This is a genomic window from Streptomyces sp. NRRL S-495 (genome assembly GCF_000966955.1).
Taxonomy (GTDB): domain Bacteria; phylum Actinomycetota; class Actinomycetes; order Streptomycetales; family Streptomycetaceae; genus Kitasatospora; species Kitasatospora purpeofusca.
The window spans coordinates 1-19,812 of record NZ_JZWY01000423.1 but is presented as its reverse complement, the minus strand read 5'-3'; the positions used below and the strand labels follow the sequence as shown (position 1 = coordinate 19,812).

The 19,812-nt window shown below is 72.6% G+C and carries 16 protein-coding genes; 9 read left to right on the top strand and 7 right to left on the bottom strand.

Annotated features, from left to right (window positions below; genetic code table 11):
- Nucleotides 1-1,169: M4 family metallopeptidase (locus VR45_RS22355; RefSeq protein WP_052709288.1), on the bottom strand; the 1,169-nt coding region annotated here is incomplete at its 3' end.
- Nucleotides 1,170-1,670: 501 nt separating this feature from the next.
- Here VR45_RS22355 and VR45_RS22350 point away from each other — a divergent pair.
- From VR45_RS22350 to VR45_RS22340, 3 genes are all read left to right on the top strand, one after another.
- Complete coding sequence (locus tag VR45_RS22350; protein WP_045941593.1) at nt 1,671-2,210, top strand: MarR family transcriptional regulator; 540 nt, start codon at nt 1,671-1,673, stop codon at nt 2,208-2,210.
- A gap of 76 nt (nt 2,211-2,286) precedes the next feature.
- A complete protein-coding gene (locus VR45_RS22345) occupies nt 2,287-2,628 on the top strand; it encodes a DUF3817 domain-containing protein (protein ID WP_045941592.1) in 342 nt (113 codons plus the stop codon).
- Nucleotides 2,629-2,838: 210 nt separating this feature from the next.
- Nucleotides 2,839-4,524, top strand: a complete 1,686-nt coding sequence (locus tag VR45_RS22340; RefSeq protein WP_045941591.1) for a methylmalonyl-CoA mutase family protein — start codon at nt 2,839-2,841, stop codon at nt 4,522-4,524.
- A gap of 79 nt (nt 4,525-4,603) precedes the next feature.
- Here VR45_RS22340 and VR45_RS22335 read toward each other — a convergent pair whose 3' ends face one another.
- Nucleotides 4,604-5,164: a TetR/AcrR family transcriptional regulator gene (locus VR45_RS22335; protein WP_045941595.1), complete on the bottom strand. Its 561-nt coding sequence runs from the start codon at nt 5,162-5,164 to the stop codon at nt 4,604-4,606.
- Between the two features lie 538 nt (nt 5,165-5,702).
- Here VR45_RS22335 and trxA point away from each other — a divergent pair.
- The 4 genes from trxA to VR45_RS22315 all read left to right on the top strand — a co-directional run bounded on the left by trxA (nt 5,703) and on the right by VR45_RS22315 (nt 10,174).
- Nucleotides 5,703-6,698, top strand: a complete 996-nt coding sequence (gene trxA / locus VR45_RS22330) for a thioredoxin (protein ID WP_045941590.1) — start codon at nt 5,703-5,705, stop codon at nt 6,696-6,698.
- Nucleotides 6,699-7,322: 624 nt separating this feature from the next.
- A complete protein-coding gene (locus VR45_RS22325) occupies nt 7,323-7,988 on the top strand; it encodes a DUF6230 family protein (RefSeq protein ID WP_045941589.1) in 666 nt (221 codons plus the stop codon).
- A gap of 126 nt (nt 7,989-8,114) precedes the next feature.
- Nucleotides 8,115-8,729 carry a DUF6114 domain-containing protein gene (locus VR45_RS47135; RefSeq protein ID WP_045941588.1) on the top strand — a complete coding sequence of 205 codons (615 nt, stop codon included), beginning with the start codon at nt 8,115-8,117 and terminating at the stop codon, nt 8,727-8,729.
- Complete coding sequence (locus VR45_RS22315) at nt 8,726-10,174, top strand: hypothetical protein (protein WP_045941587.1); 1,449 nt, start codon at nt 8,726-8,728, stop codon at nt 10,172-10,174. The genes VR45_RS47135 and VR45_RS22315 overlap by 4 nt, the downstream gene beginning before the upstream one ends.
- Nucleotides 10,175-10,252: 78 nt before the next feature.
- Here the strand turns inward: VR45_RS22315 and pyk are convergent, their stop codons facing one another.
- The 4 genes from pyk to VR45_RS45815 form a co-directional block, all read right to left on the bottom strand.
- The gene (gene pyk / locus VR45_RS22310) at nt 10,253-11,680 is read right to left on the bottom strand and encodes a pyruvate kinase (RefSeq protein WP_045941586.1); all 1,428 of its coding nucleotides are present in this window, start codon (nt 11,678-11,680) and stop codon (nt 10,253-10,255) included.
- A 94-nt stretch (nt 11,681-11,774) separates the two neighbouring features.
- Complete coding sequence (locus tag VR45_RS22305; protein WP_045941585.1) at nt 11,775-13,007, bottom strand: acetate kinase; 1,233 nt, start codon at nt 13,005-13,007, stop codon at nt 11,775-11,777.
- Nucleotides 13,000-15,132 carry a phosphate acetyltransferase gene (gene pta, locus VR45_RS22300; protein ID WP_045941584.1) on the bottom strand — a complete coding sequence of 711 codons (2,133 nt, stop codon included), beginning with the start codon at nt 15,130-15,132 and terminating at the stop codon, nt 13,000-13,002. Before pta ends, VR45_RS22305 begins: the two co-directional genes overlap by 8 nt.
- A 109-nt stretch (nt 15,133-15,241) precedes the next feature.
- Entirely contained in the window at nt 15,242-15,916 is a 675-nt protein-coding gene (locus tag VR45_RS45815; protein WP_045941583.1) for a hypothetical protein, read from the bottom strand.
- A gap of 157 nt (nt 15,917-16,073) precedes the next feature.
- Here VR45_RS45815 and VR45_RS22290 point away from each other — a divergent pair, with 157 nt between their 5' ends.
- Both VR45_RS22290 and VR45_RS22285 read left to right on the top strand, forming a co-directional pair.
- Complete coding sequence (locus tag VR45_RS22290; protein WP_045941582.1) at nt 16,074-16,622, top strand: SigE family RNA polymerase sigma factor; 549 nt, start codon at nt 16,074-16,076, stop codon at nt 16,620-16,622.
- Between the two features lie 55 nt (nt 16,623-16,677).
- Nucleotides 16,678-17,631: a hypothetical protein gene (locus tag VR45_RS22285; protein WP_045941581.1), complete on the top strand. Its 954-nt coding sequence runs from the start codon at nt 16,678-16,680 to the stop codon at nt 17,629-17,631.
- 57 nt (nt 17,632-17,688) lie between these two features.
- Here VR45_RS22285 and glgB read toward each other — a convergent pair.
- Nucleotides 17,689-19,812: 1,4-alpha-glucan branching protein GlgB (gene glgB, locus VR45_RS22280; RefSeq protein WP_052709287.1), on the bottom strand; the 2,124-nt coding region annotated here is incomplete at its 5' end.

Here is a 19,812-nt window from a genome sequence, read left to right as displayed (position 1 = left end):
CCGAAGATGTCCGAGGTGGCCTCGTTGAGGCCGCCGGACTCGCCCGAGTAGTTCAGGCCGGCGGTGGCCGAGGTGACGCCGTGGGTCATCTCGTGGCCCGCGACGTCCAGCTCGGTCAGCGGGTTGGTGTTGCCGCTGCCGTCGCCGTAGGTCATGCAGAAGCAGGAGTCGTTCCAGAACGCGTTGACGTAGTTGCGCCCGTAGTGGACCCGGCTGGTGGCGCCGACGCCGTTGTTCTTGATGCCGCTGCGGCCGAAGGAGTTCTTGTAGTAGTCCCAGGTGGCCGCCGCGCCGAACTGGGCGTCCACCGCGGCCGACTGGCGGTTGGCGGCGGTGCCGTCGCCCCACGCGTTGTCGGTGTCGGTGAAGAGCGTCCCGGAGCCGGACGTCTTGCCCTTGAGGTCGCTGGTGGACTGGCCGCCGCGGGAGGCGTCCTTGAGCGAGTAGGTGGAGCCGCTCAGGGTGGTGGTCAGCGGGACGCTGCCGACGAAGACGCCCTTGCCGGTGCCGGTGGCGGTCTGCACCTGCTCGTGGCTGGAGAGCACCTGGCCGGTGGCGGCGTCGGTGACCAGCAGCTGGCTGCTCGGGGTGCCGTCGGCGCGCACGCCCTCGACGGTGGTCCGGTACGCCAGCCGCGGGTTGCCGTCGGCGGCCCAGACGACCAGCTGGGCGGCGCCGGCCTGGTGCACCTCGGCGAGCGGGGACTCGTCCTTGTCGGCGGCGATGCCGACGGTGGACTGCACCGCGCCGGAGGCCTGGGCGGCGGCCTTGTCGGCCGGGATCTTCGGGGTCAGGCTCGGCACCGCGATCTGTGCGGTGACGGCCTTGTCCACGGCCTCGACGGCGCCGGCGGCGGCCTGGTGCACGACCAGGTCGCCGCCCAGCACCGGGAGTCCGGCGTAGGTGCGCTCGAAGCGGAGGTGGCGGGTGCCGTCGGCGTCCACCACGGCGTCCTTGGCCACCAGGGTCTCCTTGCCGCCGAGGCCGAGCGCCTTGGTCAGCGGCCCGGCCTCGCCGTTCGCCAGGGCGATCAGGCCGGCGCGGTGCTCGGCGGCCTGGGCCTGGACCGAGGGGGTGGGCGTGGCCTGGGCGGCGGTGCTCACCTGGATGACGCCGGTGAGGAGGGCGGTGGCGGAGAGTACGGCGCCGGCTGCGAGCGATCGCTTCACGTACAGGTCCTTCCGGAAAACCGCGTGTGCGCGGTCGCGCCTCGCTCCGGGGTGCCGGGGTTGGCACCTGAGGGGCGGAACGGGCGCTGACGGGCTGCTCCGTGCGGTCCACGGTGGTCACCGGTGAGTGGGGCGGTGGCCACCGGACGGGGCTGGCCGAAAGCATGACAATCCAACAAGTGAAATGACAGGTCTTGTTCATGGATTGGCCAGGTCTCGCCAATGTGGCGGAACGTGAACAGAGTGAGGAATGGGGTGAATCCCCCGGCCCCGCCACGGGTTCCGGTCCGAACCGACGCCCGGTAGCGGCGCGGATGCCGTCCGCGGGCCGCCCGGAGCCCGCCCGCCCCGGCCGACGGAACGGTTGGTACCCGTTCACACCGCCGCAACGTGCTGGTACGGACCTGACGGACCCGCTGGCGTGATCCCGCCACGTGTCGCGCTTGTCCATCCCTCAGGACGCCTGGTAGCAGCGGCCGCTCCCGCCGGTACGGTTGGGAGGTGGCCAAGCCCCTCGCACTCGACTTCGACCCGATCGCCCGTGCCGACGAGCTGTGGACCCGCCGCTGGGGAGCCGTCCCCGCGATGGCGGCGATCACCTCGATCATGCGGGCCCACCAGATCCTGCTCTCCCGTGTGGACGCGGTGCTCAAGCCGTACGGGCTGACCTTCGCCCGCTACGAGGCGCTGGTCCTGCTCACCTTCAGCCGGACCGGGGAGCTGTCGCTCTCCAAGATCGGCGAGCGCCTGATGGTCCACCCGACCAGCGTCACCAACACCGTCGACCGCCTGGAGCGGGCCGGGCTGGTCGCCCGCCGCCCCAATCCGCTGGACGGCCGGGGCGTGCTCGCCACGATCACCGACCGGGGGCGCGAGGTCGTCGAAGGGGCCACCGGGGAGCTGATGGCGATGGACTTCGGCCTGGAGGAGTTCGACGGCGCGCAGTGCCGCGAGGTGTTCGACCTGCTGCGCCCGCTGCGGGTGGCGGCCGGCGACTTCGCCGAGCTGCCGGGCGAGGGGCCTGCGCCGGGCGGGGCGTGAGGGCGGCTACCCTCGTGGGAGCGGTGCGCGGATCAGGACGTACCCCCCCGATGCTGACTGGCGAGGCGATGTAGAGATGAAGGCGACCCCCCTGCTGGGCTGGTACCGCGCCCTGGCCGTTGCGACCGGTGTGGCGCTGCTGGTCTTCTGCGGTTTCATGGTCGCGAAGTACGGCTTCCACGCGGCCGAGGACGTGACCACCTACGTCGCGATGCTGCACGGATACCTCTACATCGGGTACTTCGTGGTGACCTTCCTGCTCGGCCAGAAGCTCAAGTGGCCGCTGGGGCGGATGGTCTTCTTCCTGGCCGCCGGCTGCATCCCGTTCGCCTCCTTCGTCGCCGAGCGCAAGGTGGTCGCCGAGGCCGCCGCCGGGTCGTCCGCCGCCGACGCCGCCCGCCAGCCGGCCGGCGTCTGAGCGACGCCGCCGCCGGCCGCCGCGCCGAGGCCGTCGAGGTCGCAGAGGGCGCTCTTCCCCGTCCGGGGGAGGGCGCCCTTTCGCATGCTCCCGGTGCACTTGGCCGGGTGTCCGTCGACAAATAGTAGGACGTCCGAGTAAATTGGTAGGACGTCCTAATAGCTGTGCCGCCCGTTGGTGTGGCGGCCGTACGGAGCGGAGTTCGGGGTCATGGACGCCGAGGAGATCGAGCGCGGACGGCAGCGCTGGCAGCAGCGGTACGACAGCGCCCGCAAGCGGGACGCGGACTTCACCACCCTCTCCGGGGACGAGGTCGAGCCGGTCTACGGCCCGGCCCCCGGGCAGGCCGTCGAGGGCTTCGAGCGGATCGGCTGGCCCGGGGAGTACCCGTACACCCGCGGCCTGCACGCGACCGGCTACCGGGGCCGGACGTGGACCATCCGCCAGTTCGCCGGCTTCGGCAACGCCGAGCAGACCAACGAGCGCTACCGGATGATCCTGGAGGCGGGCGGCGGCGGCCTCTCGGTGGCCTTCGACATGCCCACCCTGATGGGTTACGACTCGGACGACGCGCGTTCGCTCGGCGAGGTCGGGCACTGCGGCGTGGCGATCGACTCGGCCGCCGACATGGAGGTGCTGTTCCGCGGCATCCCGCTCGGCGAGGTCACCACCTCGATGACGATCAGCGGCCCGGCGGTGCCGATCTTCTGCATGTACCTGGTGGCCGCCGAGCGGCAGGGCGTCGACCCGGCCGTGCTCAACGGCACCCTGCAGACCGACATCTTCAAGGAGTACATCGCCCAGAAGGAGTGGCTGTTCGCTCCCGAGCCGCACCTGCGCCTGATCGGCGACCTGATGGCCCACTGCGCCGAGGGCATCCCGGCCTACAAGCCGCTGTCGGTCTCCGGTTACCACATCCGCGAGGCCGGGGCGACGGCCGCGCAGGAGCTCGCGTACACGCTGGCCGACGGCTTCGCCTACGTCGAGCTGGGCCTCTCCCGGGGTCTGGACGTGGACGTCTTCGCGCCCGGCCTGTCGTTCTTCTTCGACGCGCACCTCGACTTCTTCGAGGAGATCGCCAAGTTCCGCGCCGCCCGGCGGATCTGGGCCCGCTGGATGCGCGAGCGGTTCGGCGCCAAGACCGACAAGGCCCAGTGGCTGCGGTTCCACACCCAGACCGCCGGTGTCTCGCTCACCGCGCAGCAGCCGTACAACAACGTGGTCCGCACCGCCGTCGAGGCGCTCTCGGCGGTGCTCGGCGGCACCAACTCGCTGCACACCAACGCCCTGGACGAGACCCTGGCGCTGCCCTCCGAGCAGGCCGCCGAGATCGCCCTGCGCACCCAGCAGGTGCTGATGGAGGAGACCGGCATCACCAATGTGGCCGACCCGCTGGGCGGTTCCTGGTACGTCGAGGCGATGACCGACCGGATCGAGCAGCAGGCCGAGGAGATCTTCCGGAAGATCCTGGACAAGGGCCGGGAGGACCACCCGATCGGTCAGATCACCTCCGGCATCCTGCGCGGGATCGAGGACGGCTGGTTCACCGGTGAGATCGCCGAGGCGGCCTTCCAGTACCAGCAGTCGGTGGAGAAGGGCGAGAAGCGGGTCGTCGGCGTCAACTGCCACCCGCGCAGCGTCACCCCCGAGCTGGAGATCCTCCGGGTCAGCCACGAGGTGGAGCGGGAGCAGGTCCGGGTGCTGGGTGCCCGTCGGGCGGCCAGGGACGAGGCCGCGGTCCGGGCCGGGCTGGACGCGATGCTGGCCGCCGCGCGGTCCGGCGCGTCGATGATCCCGCCGATGCTGGACGCGGTGCGCGCCGAGGCGACCCTCGGCGAGATCTGCAACGCCCTGCGCGAGGAGTGGGGCATCTACCGGGAGACCGCGCGCTTCTAGCGGGTCGAACGGTCGGGCCGTCCGGTGCCCTGGGCGCCGGACGGCCCTTCGGCGTGCCCGCAGCCGCCCTCGGTCGTCCTCAGTCGCCGAGCAGGCTCGGGAACGGGCCGAGCAGCAGGCCGGTGAACCGGCGGGTCCACTCCGGGGTGATCGGCTCGCCGCTGACCAGCACCCGGTGCTCGACCGTCCCGGCGATGGTGTCGAAGATGATGTCGATCTCCTCGCGGGCGGTGGCCTCGTCGCAGTCCGGGGCCAGCTCGCCCCGGGTCTGGGCGGCGGACCGGCCCTGCCGGACCAGCCGCTTCTGCGGATCGACGATCGCCTCCCGGATCCGCCGCCGCAGCTGGCGGTCGCGGGTGCCCTCGGCGAACAGGGCGAGCAGCGCGGCCTGGGTCTCCGGGCGGGCCAGCAGATCGGCGAACTGGGTCACCACCGCCTCGATGTCGGCCCGCAGGCTGCCGAGGTCGGGCATCACCAGCTCGTCGAAGAGGCTCGCGACGGCGTCGACCACCAGCTCGTTCTTGGACGGCCAGCGCCGGTACAGGGTGGTCTTGGCGACCCCGGCCCTGGTCGCGACATGGCCCATGGTCAGTCCGCCCCAGCCGAGTTCGGCGAGGGCCTCGCGGGTGGCGTCCAGGATGGCGCGGTCGGCGGCGGCGCTGCGCGGCCGCCCCTTGGCCCGGGCGGTGCCCCCTTCGGGGGTCTCCGGGGAGCGGGTGGGGGTCGGGAGCCCGGGGCCCCGAGGGGCGTCCTGGGGGGCCTCGGCCGGGCGGACCTCGTGGGGCGGGGTCGCGGGGGGCTGGGGGGCCGGCACCGGGCCTCCTTGCGATTTACCGGTAAGTAACTTGGGTGGGACCGGTAACGGTAGCGACTCCTCCGCACCCAGGTCAGCGGGGGCGCCCGGGAAAGTGGCCCAGCTCACGTCGGGGGACTGCCGATAGGGGTTGCGGCGGGTGGCCCCGATCCAGTTACGCTACGACTCGTAGCGAAAGCGACGACCAGGCGCCGCGTCCCCGTGGGACGGGAGCGGCGCGGGCGCGGATGGGGATCCGCGCCGAACGGTTCAGGCTACTCGGAGGCGGGTCCGCCACCTCGGGAATCGGTACCGCGCAGCCCGCGCGGGGCGTTTTCCGGGAGGTTGGTGCCCGCCGGCGGCGCGAGCGGGGGAGGATAGTGCCATGCAGCCACGGAATTCTCGTCTCAACAGTGCCGCCCTGCGTGGCGCGGTCGACCTCGCCGCAGTGAAGGCAGCCGGCGAGGCTGCCCAGAAGGCCGAGCAGGCAAGGGCCGAGCGGGCCCGCCAGTCGGCCGCCGCCGAGGAGGCCGGGGTCGCCCCGGCCGGGGCCGGCTACGAGCTCGTCATCGACGTCACCGAGGACACCTTCGAGACCGAGGTCGTCCAGCGGTCCACCGAGGTGCCGGTGGTCGTCGACTTCTGGGCCGAGTGGTGCGGGCCCTGCAAGCAGCTCAGCCCGATCCTGGAGCGCCTGGCCGAGGAGTACGCCGGCCGGATCGTGCTCGCCAAGATCGACGTGGACGCCAACCAGCTGATCGCCCAGCAGTTCGGCATCCAGGGCATCCCGGCCGTGATGGCCGTGGTGGCGGGCCAGTTGGTGCCGCTGTTCCAGGGCGCCGAGAACGAGGCCAACGTCCGCAAGGTGCTGGACCAGCTGATCCTGGTCGCCGAGCAGCGCTTCGGCATCGTCGGCGGAGCGGGCGCTCCGGCCGAGGGCGTCGAGGCCGCCGCACCGCAGCGGCCGGAGGACCCGGCGCTCTCCGCCGCCCACGACGCGCTGGACCGGGGCGACCTGGCCGGCGCCGTCCAGGCCTACAAGAACGTGCTGGTCGAGCAGCCGGGCAACACCGAGGCCCGGCTCGGCCTGGCCCAGGCGCAGCTGCTGCACCGGGTCGAGGGACTGGACCCGCAGGCGGTCAGGGCGGCCGCGGCCGCCGACCCCAAGGACGTCGCGGCCCAGCTGGGGGCGGCCGACCTGGACCTGGTCGGCGGGCATGTCGAGGACGCCTTCGGCCGGCTGGTGGTGACGGTCGGCAAGACCTTCGGCGAGGACCGGGACGCGGTCCGGCTGCGGCTGCTGGAGCTGTTCGAGGTGATCGGCACCGAGGACCCGCGGGTCACCGCGGCGCGTCAGGCACTGGCCCGGGTGCTGTTCTGAGCCCGTGTTCGAACGGGCTGCCCGCGCCCGGCCGGTGACACGCCGGATGACCTGCGGTGCCGCCTGGTGATTTGGCGACAATCCGGTCATCGCGGCTGAGGTTTACCAAATCTTGACAACACCCGTGGACGGTCACGACATGTGACCGTCCACGGGTGTTTCGCTGATGTTTCCGAGGGATTTCGCCCTCACGAATCCTCCATTTCGTCACTCTGCGTGCTTTCCCGGCCGATTCCATGATCGTTTCGGCTCGTATGGGATTACCCGTCAGTAATGCGACCTCTTGTGCTCAGCCCGGGATTCGAGCAGCATCGGCACGCCCGGTCCCCACGATTCGACCTCCGCCGGCAGCCGGTCGGCGGGCCCGACGTAGGGGATCCCCACCGGGCTGCCGACGGCCCCGCCGCCGGCGAGAAGGCAGGGGGGTATCCGCTCCCACGGCGGTTCCTGTCCTTCGTAAGGCCGCGCTGCCCGCGCGGTCACTGGTTGTCGCTCGGGGGGATCGCCCGTGTTGCTACGGCGCTCTCCGCTACCGAGGACGTAGCTCTCTCCCATCCCAGGCCCCCATTGACGCGGGACGCGCCACCGGGGAGCCGGAGATGTACGTCCAGAAGGAGGACACGCATGTCCCAGACCCACGGCAAGACCCGCTGGAAGCGCTTCGCTCTGGTGATGGTCCCGAGCATCGCGGCCACCGCGATGGTCGGTGTCTCTATCGCCAACAGCGCGCTCGCGGCGTCGTTCAGCGTCTCCGGCCAGCAGTTCAAGGTGAAGACCACCTACCTGAAGGGCTCGAACTTCGCCCAGTTCGGCGCGGTCGACATCGAGGCCAACGGCACGCCGCACCCGGTCGCCGTCTCGGCCTTCGACGACGCGGAGATCCACAACCTCTGCCAGTCGGTGGTGACCGACCTGTCGAAGCTCGGCCTCGGCAAGATCACCCTCCAGCTGAACGCCGGCAACGACGAGAAGAAGCCGGTCACCGCGCACAACCTGCTGATCGACCTGGAGCAGCTGGACGCCGACGCGACCTTCTCGGACATCAACATCGGCCAGGACGCCTCCACCCTCACCGGTTCGGCGACCCAGGGCTGGCACGGCCACCCGGCGCTCGGCGAGGCCGGCAAGAAGCTCCCGAGCGGTGCACTGGGCTTCTCCCAGGCCGCCCGCGAGGCCGTGCTGACCGACGTCAAGCAGACCGCTCGCGCCACCTCGGCCGGCACCTTCGTGCTCAACGGCCTGAGCCTCAAGCTCAAGAGCGGCGACGGCGCGGGCAACGAGTGCTTCTGAGCCCTGGCTGAGGGCGTGCCCACCGGCACGTCCGAGTGAGGGTTCCACGCGGGCCGGGGGCGGCGAACACCGCCCCCGGCCCGACATCACAGTTCTTCCCTCGTAGAGACATCGAGGAGCTGCACCATGTCCAGCGCAACGGCCGAGGCTCGGCCCGAACATCGGAACCTGGTCGGGGCGTTCTGGCGGGGCTTCCGTGACTTCCGCCGCTCCAGGCCCTTCTGGGGCGGCCTGCTGGCCATGATCGCCGGCGTTCCGATCCTGTACTTCCCCTACGCGCACCTGTCGTTGGGCGGCGTGACCATCGCCATGTCGACCACGGCGGGCGCCGGTTCGCTGATCATCGGCGTGCTGCTGATCATTCTCGGGCTCACCGCCTGGTTCCAGCCCGCCGTCCGGATTTTCGCGGGCGTCGCCACCACGCTGCTGACGCTGGTGTCGATCCCGGTCTCCAACCTCGCCGGATTCGGCATGGCGCTGCTGCCGGGGATCATCGGCGGCGGACTGATGATGGCGTGGGCCAAGCTGCCCGAGCCGGCGGTCGCCACCGGTGCCGAGGCGGCCGAGGGGACGACGGCCGAGTCCGTCGCCACCGAGGAGCCCGCCGCCGAGCCCGCCGCCGCGCCCGTCGCGGAGGAGCCGACCGCCGAGGCCGCCCCCGCGGAGCCCGCCGCCGAGCAGCCCGCCGCCGGGGCGAGCGTTCCGGCGCAGCAGGCCGCAGAGCCCAAGGAGGTCCGGTGAGTGACCCGCGCGAGGAGCGTCCCGAGCCGGCGGAGCGCCGTTCGCCCCGGCACGCGGCGCCCCGCACACCCGTGCGGCTCCGGCTGCGCGGCCGGGCGCTGGCGATGGCGGCGGTGCCGACCGCGCTGCTGATGGCCGCCACCTACACGCCGAACGCGGCGATCGCGGAGACCGCGGCCAGCAAGCCGTGCGCCACCGCCCCGGACGCGCCGCCGAAGGTCGCCGAGACACCGGTGCCCAAGAGCGAGCTGCCGCCGCCGATCCCGGGCCCGTCCGTCCCGATCCCCGAGGCGCCGGCCACCACCGCGCCCGAGCCGACGGCCGCACCCGGGACCGGGCCGACGACGGCGCCCGCGACACCGCCGGCCGAGAGCGCTCCGACCGCGCCCGCCACGACCGCCCCGGCGGCCACCACGGCCGTGCCGGAGCCGGCCGCCACCAAGGCCCGCACGACGGGCAGCGGCGGCGGGGTCGTCCAGGCCGGACTCATCGGCGACATCGTCGGCGGCGTCACCGATCTGCTCCACCCGGGCGGCGCGCCGAGCCCGACGGCCACCGCGAGCCCGTCCGCCGGGACCCGCGCCGTCGCCCCGGCCGCCCCCGCGCCCACGACGCCGGGCACCGCGCCGTCCACGGCCCCGGCCACCGGGCCGACGGGCACCCCGGCCGGTTCCGCCGTGCCGACCGCCCCGGGCACCACGGCTCCGGCCACCACCGCGCCGACGAGCCCGAAGCCCACCGCGGCGCCCTCGACCGGCGCCCCGGCCACCGGCGGTGCGGCGCCCTCCGCGTCGGCTTCCGCGAAGCCGTCCGGCAAGGCGTCCGCGAAGCCCGCCGCCGGGTCCGCCTCCGCGACGCCGTCCGCCTCGGGCACCCCGTCCAAGGACCCGAACTGCCTGGTCGACACCAAGGCGCTGAGCCCGGCCGGCAAGCCGCCGGACAACCCGATCCTGGTGCCGGACCAGAACTGGACCCTCCAGACCAGCCGGCTCACCCTCAACCACGCGGTGCTGCTGGGCGTGGTCAACGTCCAGACGCCGACCGGCACCAAGCGGGTGCTGAAGTTCGAGGTCGAGACGGTCGACATCGAGAACCTGCACATGACCACGCTGCAGGGGAACGGCAAGACCTTCCATGTGAAGGGCGCGCCGGGCTCGGTCTCGACGATGCGCAAGGGCCCGGTCATCATGTACGTCGAGCGGCTCTCCGGTCACCTGGCCAAGGTGCTCGGCCTGCCGATCCCGATCGACCTGGGCGAGCTGACCCTCACCCCGGACGGGCCGCTGCCGCAGTGGCTGTACGACCTGATCGGCCAGCTCCAGCTGCCGCTGTGGATCGAACTGACCGGGGTCACCGCGATCCAGTCGGGCCAGTTCGGCGGGACCTTGAAGATCCCCGGCATGAAGCTCTACAACGACGACCAGCCGTACCCCGGGGCGGCCTGATCCTCCCGGACCCGCGTACGCCTGTGGGGCGGCCCCTCCAGTCAGGAGGGACCGCCCCACAGGCGTGTTCCGCGCCGCTTACGCGCTGCGGGTGCCCAGGTGGTGGACCTGGACCATGTTGGTGTTGCCGGGGATGCCGGGCGGGGAGCCGGCGGTGACGATGACGGTGTCGCCCTCGTCCAGCTCGCCGATGCGCAGCAGCTCGCCGTCGACCTGGGCCACCATCGCGTCGGTCGAGCCGACCTGCTCGGTGACGTGGGCCTCGACGCCCCAGCTCAGCGAGAGCTGGTTGCGGGTGGCGTTGTCCGGGGTGAACGCGATCACCGGGATCGGCGAACGGTAGCGGGAGAGCCGGCGCGCGGTGTCACCGGACTTGGTGAACGCGACCAGCGCCTTGCCGTTGAGGAAGTCGCCCAGCTCGCACGCGGCACGGGCGATCGAGCCGCCCTGGGTGCGCGGCTTGCGGCCCGGGTTGAGCGGCTGGAGGCCCTGGGAGAGCAGCTCCTCCTCGGCCTTCTCGCAGATCCGGCTCATGGTGCGGACGGTCTCGACCGGGTACTTGCCGACGCTCGACTCGGCGGACAGCATGACCGCGTCGGTGCCGTCCAGGATGGCGTTGGCGACGTCGGAGACCTCGGCGCGGGTGGGGCGCGAGGCGTGGATCATCGACTCCATCATCTGGGTGGCGACGATGACCGGCTTGGCGTTCCGGCGGGCCAGGGTGATCAGCTGCTTCTGGACCAGCGGCACCCGCTCCAGCGGGTACTCGACGGCCAGGTCGCCGCGCGCCACCATGATGGCGTCGAAGGCGAGGACGATCTCCTCCATGGCCTCGACGGCCTGCGGCTTCTCGATCTTGGCGATGACCGGCACCCGGATGCCGACCTCGTCCATGACCGCGTGGACGTCCTTGACGTCCGCGGCGTTGCGGACGAAGGACAGCGCGACCATGTCGACGCCCAGACGGAGGGCGAACCGCAGGTCCTCCTTGTCCTTCTCGGACAGGGCGGGCACGTTGACGGCCGCGCCGGGGAGGTTGATGCCCTTGTTGTTCGAGAGCACGCCGCCCTCGACGACCACGGTCTTCACCCGCGGGCCGTCGACGCTGACGACCTCCAGAGCGATGACGCCGTCGTTGATCAGGACCGGGTCGCCGGGCTTGACGTCGCCGGGCAGGCCCTTGTACGTGGTCCCGCAGATGTGCTGGTCACCGGGGACGTCCTCGGTGGTGATGGTGAACTCGTCGCCGTTGTCGACGGTCACCGGGCCGTTGGCGAAGGTCGCCAGACGGATCTTGGGACCCTGGAGGTCGGCCAGGACGCCGATGGCCTTGCCGGTGTCCTCCGAGACCTGGCGGACCTTGCGGTACCGCTCCTCGTGGTCCGCGTGGGTGCCGTGGCTCATGTTCAGTCGGGCGACGTTCATGCCCGCCTCGACGATGGCCTTCAGCTGTTCGTAGGAGTCCGTCGCGGGACCCAGGGTGCAGACAATTTTCGCTCGGCGCATATCGATCAGTCTATCCGTTCGTGTTATGGGTGCATTCGGCCCGAATGGAAAGGAATCGCCGACGAAGGATTTCGCGGAGCGAGACGACGGAGGGTCAGTTTTCGGCCGATCGGTGCACCAGGGCGAAGGTCTGCCGGGCGATCTCCAGCTCCTCGTCGGTCGGGACGACGGCGACCGCCACCCGGGCGCTGCTCCCGGACGGGAGCAGTGCGGGAGAGATGATCCTCGGCTCGCGCGAGCGTACCGAGTTGAGCTCCGGATCGACGGCGATGCCGAGTTCCTCCAGGTCGGCGGTGACCGCCGCGCGCACCGGCGCGGCGTTCTCCCCGACCCCGGCGGTGAAGGCGATCGCGTCCACCCGGCCGAGGACCGCGTAGTAGCCGCCGATGTACTTGCGCACCCGGTGGACGTACGCGTCGAAGGCCAGCCGCGCGTCCGGGTCGCCCGCGTCCGCGCGGCGCATGATCTCGCGCATGTCGTTGTCGCCGCACAGGCCCAGCAGCCCGCTGCGGCGGTTGAGCAGGTCGTCGATCGCGTCGATCGACAGGCCGCCGACCCGGTGCAGGTGGAAGACCACGCCGGGGTCGATATCACCCGAACGAGTGCCCATCACCAGGCCCTCCAGCGGAGTCAGGCCCATCGAGGTGTCGACGCAGCCCCCGCCGCTCACCGCCGAGGCGGAGGCGCCGTTGCCCAGGTGCAGCACGATCACATTGACCTCGGCCGGGTCCTTGCCGAGCAGCCGCGCGGTGGCCCGCGAGACGTACTGGTGCGAGGTGCCGTGGAAGCCGTAGCGGCGCACCCGGTGCTCGTCGGCCACCGCCCGGTCGATCGCGTACCGGGCGGCGTACTCCGGCATCGAGGCGTGGAAGGCGGTGTCGAAGACGGCCACCTGCGGCAGGTCGGGACGCAGCGCGCGGGCCACCTCGATGCCGGTGATGTTGGCCGGATTGTGCAGCGGCGCCACCGGGATCAGCCGGCGGATCTCCCGCAGCACCTCGTCGGTGATCACGGTCGGCTCGGTGAACCGCAGTCCGCCGTGCACCACCCGGTGGCCGATCGCGGCCAGCTCGGGCGAGTCCAGGCCGAGGCCGTCGGCGGCCAGCTCCTCGGCGACCGCCTTGAGGGCCGCGCCGTGGTCGGGGAAGGCCTGGGCGGTCTCCCGCTCGGCGCCGCCGCGCGCGGTGTGCACCAGCCGTCCGCCGGCCTCGCCGATCCGCTCGACCAGGCCGGAGGCCGGCCGGGCGCCGTCCAGCATGTCGATCAGCTGGTACTTCACCGACGAGGAGCCGGCGTTCAGCACCAGGACCCGGGTACCCTCACTCACCCTTGTTCTCCTTGCGCTCCTGGGACTGGATGGCGGTGATCGCCACCGTGTTGACGATGTCCTGCACCAGCGCGCCGCGCGACAGGTCGTTGACCGGCTTGCGCAGCCCCTGGAGCACCGGCCCGACGGCGACCGCCCCCGCCGAGCGCTGCACCGCCTTGTAGGTGTTGTTGCCGGTGTTGAGGTCCGGGAAGATCAGCACGGTCGCCCGGCCGGCCACCGCCGATCCCGGCAGCTTGGTCGCCGCGACGTACTCGTCCACCGCCGCGTCGTACTGGATCGGACCCTCGACCAGGATGTCCGGGCGCAGCTCGCGGACCAGCTCGGTGGCCTTGCGGACCTTGTCGACGTCCGCCCCGGAGCCGGAGGTGCCGGTCGAGTAGGACAGCATCGCGACCCTCGGCTCGACCCCGAACTGGGCGGCGGTGGCGGCCGACTGGATGGCGATGTCGGCCAGCTGCTGGGCGTCCGGGTCCGGGTTGACCGCGCAGTCGCCGTAGACCAGCACCTTGTCCGCCAGGCACATGAAGAAGACGCTGGAGACGATGGCCGCGCCCGGCGAGGTCTTGATCACCTCGAACGCGGGCCGGATGGTGGCGGCGGTGGAGTGCACCGCGCCGGAGACCATGCCGTCGGCGATGCCCTCCTGGACCATCAGGGTGCCGAAGTAGGAGACGTCGGTGACCACGTCCAGGGCGAGTTCCACGGTCATGCCCTTGTGCGCCCGCAGCTTGGCGTACAGCTCGGCGAACTGGCGGCGCAGCGGGCTGGTGGCCGGGTCGACGATCCGCACCTGGGCGCGGTCGGCCCCGGCGTCCGGCTCCGGCAGCGCGATGCCCAGGCCGGCGGCCTTGCGGCGGACGGCGTCGACCTCGCCGAGCAGGGTGAGGTCGCAGATGTTGCGGCGCAGCAGGATCTCGGCGGCGCGCAGCACCCGGTCCTCGGTGCCCTCCGGCAGCACCACGTGCCGACGGGCCGCCCTGGCCCGCTCCAGCAGCTCGTGCTCGAACATCATCGGGGTCACCCGCTCGGACCGGCCGACCTCGATCAGGTTGGTCAACTCGGCCGTGTCCACGTGCAGTTCGAACAGGCCGAGGGCTATCTCGGCTTTCCGCGGGCTGGCCGAGGAGAGCTTGCCCTCCAGATGGGTCAGGGCGGCGGCGGTGAGCCAGCTGCCCTCCGGGACGACCGCCACCGGGGTGCCGGGGGCCAGCCGGGCGGCGAGCGCCATCACGTTCGGGCCGGGGTGCTGGCCGAGGGTGAGCAGCACCCCGGCGATCGGCGGGGCACCGGCGGCGTGCGCGGCCAGCGAGCCGATCACCAGATCGGCGCGGTCGCCGGGGGTGACCACCAGCGCCCCCTCGGTCAGCGCGTCCAGGAAGGTCGGCAGCATGGCGCCGCCGAAGACGAAGCCGCGCACGTCCCGGGCGAGGCCGGAGGCGTCGCCGATCAGCACCTCGGCGCCGGTGGCCTCGACCAGCTGGGCGACGGTCGGCGCGGCCAGCGCCGGCTCCTCGGGGATGACGTAGGCGGGGATCGGCAGCTTCTCGGTCAGCTTGCGCTGGACCGGCTGCTTGGCGGCCGGGGCGACCCGGTTGGCGACCATCGCCAGGGTCTCGCAGCCGAGGTCGGTGTACGCCCGGTGGGCGTTGCGGACCTCGGCGATCACCGCGTCCGCGTCCTCGCCGTGTCCGCCGACCACCGGCAGCACGGCGGCGCCGAACTCGTTCGCCAGCCGGGCGTTGAAGGCCAGCTCGTCGGGGATGTTGGTGTCCGCGAAGTCGGTGCCCAGCACCAGCACCGCCTCGCAGCGGCGCTCCAGCGCCCGGAACCGGTCCACCAGCACCGAGACCAGCTCGTCCTGGCCCTGGGCGGCCTGCAGCGCGGCGGCCGCCTCGTAGTCGAGGCCGTAGAGATCGGCGGCCGGCAGGTCCAGCCGGTAGCGGGCCCGCAGCAGCTCGACCACGTGGTCGGAGCCGGCGGCTCCCTGCGCGGAGGCGTGCACCAGCGGACGGAACACCCCGACCCGGTCCACCTGGCGGGTGAGCAGCTCCATGACCCCGAGCTCCACCGCCTGCCGGCCGTCGCCCCGGTCGATCCCGGTCACGTACACGCTGCGCGCCACGCGGTTCTCTCCGTCCCGTCGTCTCAGGAAGTGGTCATATCGACCATACATTCGCACCGTGAACGCGCGTCGGCGAGCGGAGCGGTCGCAGGGGAGCAAGGGCCGAAGGTCACCAGGGGGAGCGGTCCGGGCCGGCGAGTTCGACGGCGACCCCGGCCGGCCGCTCGGTGAGGGACAGCAGGGTGGTCCGCTTGTCCAGCAGCCACCCGTGCCGGCGGGCCAGCACGAGGTCCGGCCGGGTGCGCCAGCCGTCCGCCGTCAGCCGCTCCCGCAGCCGGCGGGCGACCTCGGCGGCGGGCAGGCCCTCGGTGCTCACCACCGTCAGCTCGCGCAGACAGGCGTGCAGGCCGCAGTCGCGGTCGGGACCGCTGTCGTGCGCGACGGCGAGGCCGGGCGGCAGCGCCAGCTCGGACCGCTCGGGCGAGAAGGGCTCGTGGACGGCGAGCTGGTAGAGCAGACCGACCACGAGGCCGAGCAGCGCGTGCGCGGCGGTCAGGGCGATCGCGGCGGTGGTCCGGCCGGACCCGCCGGCGGGCCGGTGGCCGCGCCGAAGGTGCTCGGCCAGGGCGCCGAGCAGGACGACCAGCCCGGCGGCGAGCGGATAGCCGGCCTGCGACTCCGCGACGGCCCGGCTGTGGAACCACCCGTACTCCAGGCCCACCGGGACGACCGCCAGCGCGGCCAGCACCCCGGCGACCACCGCCCCGACCGCCCTGGTCCGCGCCAGCGCCGCCCAGCACACCAGCGGCAGCAGCACGTACCCCCACCCCAGCACCGTCCCCACCGAAGCTTCCCCCGCTCCCCGCCGACGTCCCCGGCGGGGAGCCTAGCCGCGGGGCCGCACGGGCGGGCGGAAGGGAATCCGGCGGGTGCCTGTAACGTCCCCGGCCGTCCGCAGGTCATTCAGGTGTAGGGGAAAACGAGGCAGGGGAGCCCGGCGGATGGCACGAGAGAGTCAGCTACGGACGAAGGCGGGCCGGGACGACGACTTCCGGGCCTTCGCGACGGCGAGGACCCCGCACCTGTACCGCACCGCCTGCCTGCTCGCGGGCGGTGACACCCACCTGGCGGAGGACCTGGTCCAGGAGGCGCTCGGGCGGATCTACGCCCAGTGGCACCGGACCTCCTGGCTCGTACCGCGCGAGCGGATCGACAATCCGGCCGGCTACGCGCACACCGTGCTGGTCCGGGCCTTCCTGTCGCACCGCAGCCGGCGCAGCAGCGGCGAGCGGCCCGTGGACGCGGTGCCGGACTCCGCCGCCCGGGAGAGCGACCCGGCGCTGCGGCTGGCACTGGTCGACGCGCTCGCCCGGCTCGCGCCGCGCGACCGGGCGGTGCTGGTCCTGCGCTTCTGGGAGGACCGCAGCGTCGAGCAGACCGCCGAGGTGCTGCGCCGCAGCCCGGGCGCCGTCCGGACCCAGACCGTCCGGGCGCTCGGCCGGATCCGCGCCGTGCTCGGCGACGACCTGCGCGAACTCGCCGACCACTGAGCTTCCGCGCACCCACGTTCATCATCGACCGACCGACCTGAAACGGTGGTTCAGCATGTCCGCAGACCGGGAGCTTCCCGACACCCAGTACGAGCAGGACTTCTCCGCGGCGATGGCCCGGGCGGGGGAGGCCTTCCACACCGAGCCCCTGCCGCTGGTCGACACCGCCTGGTCGTACGGCCGCCGGCTGCGCCGTCGGCGGCGGGCGGCGATGGTGGCCGGCGCCGCCGCGCTGGCCCTGGTCGGCGTCGGCGGGGTGGCCGTGGCCGACCTGCCCGGCGGCGGCACCGGCCGGGTCGCGGCCGCCGGCGCGCCGTCCGCCGGGGCGTCGTCCGCCGGGGCGACCGCGGCGCCGGTGTCCGGCCAGGAGTTCCTCGCCCTGTTCACTCCGCTGCTGCCGGCCGGGAACATCGTCAAGGTCGAGGAGGCGCGGGGGACGGAGAGCGGTGCCCCGCAGCTGAGGCTGACCCACGACGACGGGCACGGTCTGGCGTACTACATGTTCTGGATCACCGGCCCTTCGGTGATTCCCGATGACGCCAAGGGCTGCGCGTATGCCACCGCCCCCGATGTCTGCACCTCCTCCACCACGGCGGACGGATCGCAGCTGGTGGTCTACCAGGCCGCCGGCCGGAGCGGCGATCCGGACGGGTCGAAGACCTGGTCCGCCTCCCTCTACAGCAAGAGCGGGCACCACCTGATGGTCCAGGAATGGAACCGCAATCCGCTGGACCGGGGGTCCGGCATCACCCGGGTCGACCCGCCGATGACGGCCGACCGGATCGCCGAGGTGGCGACGGACAAGCGCTGGGACAGGGTCGCCGCCGCGATCCCAAATATCAGTGTTCTCATGTCGCGCTCCGCCGGGACGGGGCAGGAGAAGGACGGCGCCTCACCCTCGCCCGCCCTGCCCTCGCCCACCGGGCCTTCGGCCCCCAAGCCCCCGCCGCTGGAGGGGCCCCTCTCCGGCCCCCTCACCCTGCCCGCGTCCCCCCCGGCCGCCCCCTGACGCGGCAGGGCCGCCGCTCCGCACCACAGGGGCGGAGCGGCGGCCCGGAGCAGTCCGTCAGACCGGGCGGAGCCAGACGGTCGACAGCGGCGGCAGCACCAGCTCGGCGCTGCGCGGCTGGCCGTCCCACTCGACGGCCTCCGACTTCACCGGGTGCGAGTTGGCGATCCCGCTGCCGCCGTAGGCCGCGGCGTCGGTGTTGAGGGCCTCCTCCCACAGCTGGTCGCGGCCGTTCAGCGCGGGCAGGCCGACCCGGCGGGCGTGCCGGACCACGGGGGAGAAGTTGCAGACCGCGACCAGCGGCGTGCCGTCGGCGGCGTACCGGACGAAGGAGAGCAGGTTGTCCTCGGCGGCACCGCCGTCGAGCCAGCTGAAGCCGGCCGGGACGCTGTCCTGCTCCCACAGGGCCGGGGTGTCCAGGTAGCGCCCGTTGAGGTCGCGGACGAGGCGGCGCACGCCGAGGTGCTCCCGGTGGGCCGGCCACTGCTCGTCGAGCACCCACCACTGCGGGCCCTGCTCGTGGTCCCACTCGGCACCTTGGGCGAACTCCTGCCCCATGAACAGGAGTTGCTTGCCGGGGTGGGCCCACATGAAGCCGAGGTAGGCGCGGTGGTTGGCGCGCTGCTGCCACCAGTCGCCGGGCATCTTGGCGACCAGCGCCTGCTTGCCGTGCACCACCTCGTCGTGGGAGATCGGCAGGATGTAGTTCTCCGACCAGGCGTACACCATCGAGAAGGTGATCTCGTTGTGGTGGAACCGCCGGTGCACCGGGTCCTTGCCCATGTAGACCAGCGAGTCGTGCATCCAGCCCATGTTCCACTTCAGGCCGAAGCCGAGACCGCCCCGGTCGGTGGGCCGGGTGACGCCGTCCCAGGCGGTGGACTCCTCGGCGACGGTGATCACCCCCGGGCAGCGCCGGTAGACGGTGGCGTTCATCTCCTGGAGGAAGGCGGCCGCGTCGAGGTTCTCCCGCCCGCCGTACTGGTTGGGGGTCCAGGCGCCGCCCTCGCGCGAGTAGTCGAGGTAGAGCATCGAGGCGACGGCGTCCACCCGCAGGCCGTCGACGTGGAACTCCTCGCACCAGTAGACCGCGTTGGCCACCAGGAAGTTGCGCACCTCGACCCGGCCGTAGTCGAACTCCAGGGTGCCCCAGTCCGGGTGCTCGGCGCGCAGCGGGTCGGCCGGCTCGTACAGCGGCTCGCCGTCGAAGCGGGCCAGCGCGAAGTCGTCCTTGGGGAAGTGCGCGGGCACCCAGTCGACGATGACGCCGATGCCGTGCCGGTGCAGGGTGTCGACCAGGAAGCGGAAGTCGTCGGGGCCGCCGAGCCGGGAGGTGGGCGCGTAGTAGCCGGACACCTGGTAGCCCCAGGAGCCGCCGAAGGGGTGCTCCATCACCGGCATGAACTCCACATGGGTGAAGTTCAACTCCTTGAGGTATCCCGGGAGTTCGGCAGCAATGTCGCGGTAGGTGGTGAGGTCGGGCCGCCAGGACGCCAGATGCAGCTCGTACACCGACATCGGGGCGCGGTGGTGCGCGGTGCGGGCCCGGCGGGCCATCCACTCGCCGTCCTGCCAGCGGTAGGAGGAGCTGGTGACGACCGAGGCGGTGCCGGGCGGCAGCTGCGCGGCCCGGGCCAGCGGGTCGGCCTTGTCGACCACCCGGCCGTGCCGGGTGTGGATCTCGTACTTGTAGTGGGCGCCCTCGCCGATGTCGGGGACGAAGAGCTCCCAGACGCCGGAGGAGCCGAGCGAGCGCATCGGGTGCCCGGTGCCGTTCCAGTGGTTGAAGTCGCCGATCAGCCGAACTCCGGCGGCGTTCGGCGCCCAGACCGCGAAGGCGGTGCCGGCGACCCCGCCGACGGTGCGCACGTGCGAGCCGAGGGCCTGCCAGAGCTGCTCGTGCCGGCCCTCGGAGATCAGGTGCAGGTCGAGTTCGCCGAGGGTGGGCGGGGTGCGGTAGCCGTCGTGCTGGCGCAGCGGCTCGGCGCCCGGGTAGTCGACCAGCAGCCGGTAGTCGGGGGCCTCGGGGGCGGCCAGCAGGCCGGTGAACAGGCCGCCCTGCTGGTGGGTGAGCTCCATCGAGCCCTGGTCGGTCTCCACCAGGACCCGGTCGGCGAACGGGCGGAGCACCCGGATCGCGGTGCCGCCGTTGACGGGGTGGGCGCCGAGCAGGGCGTGCGG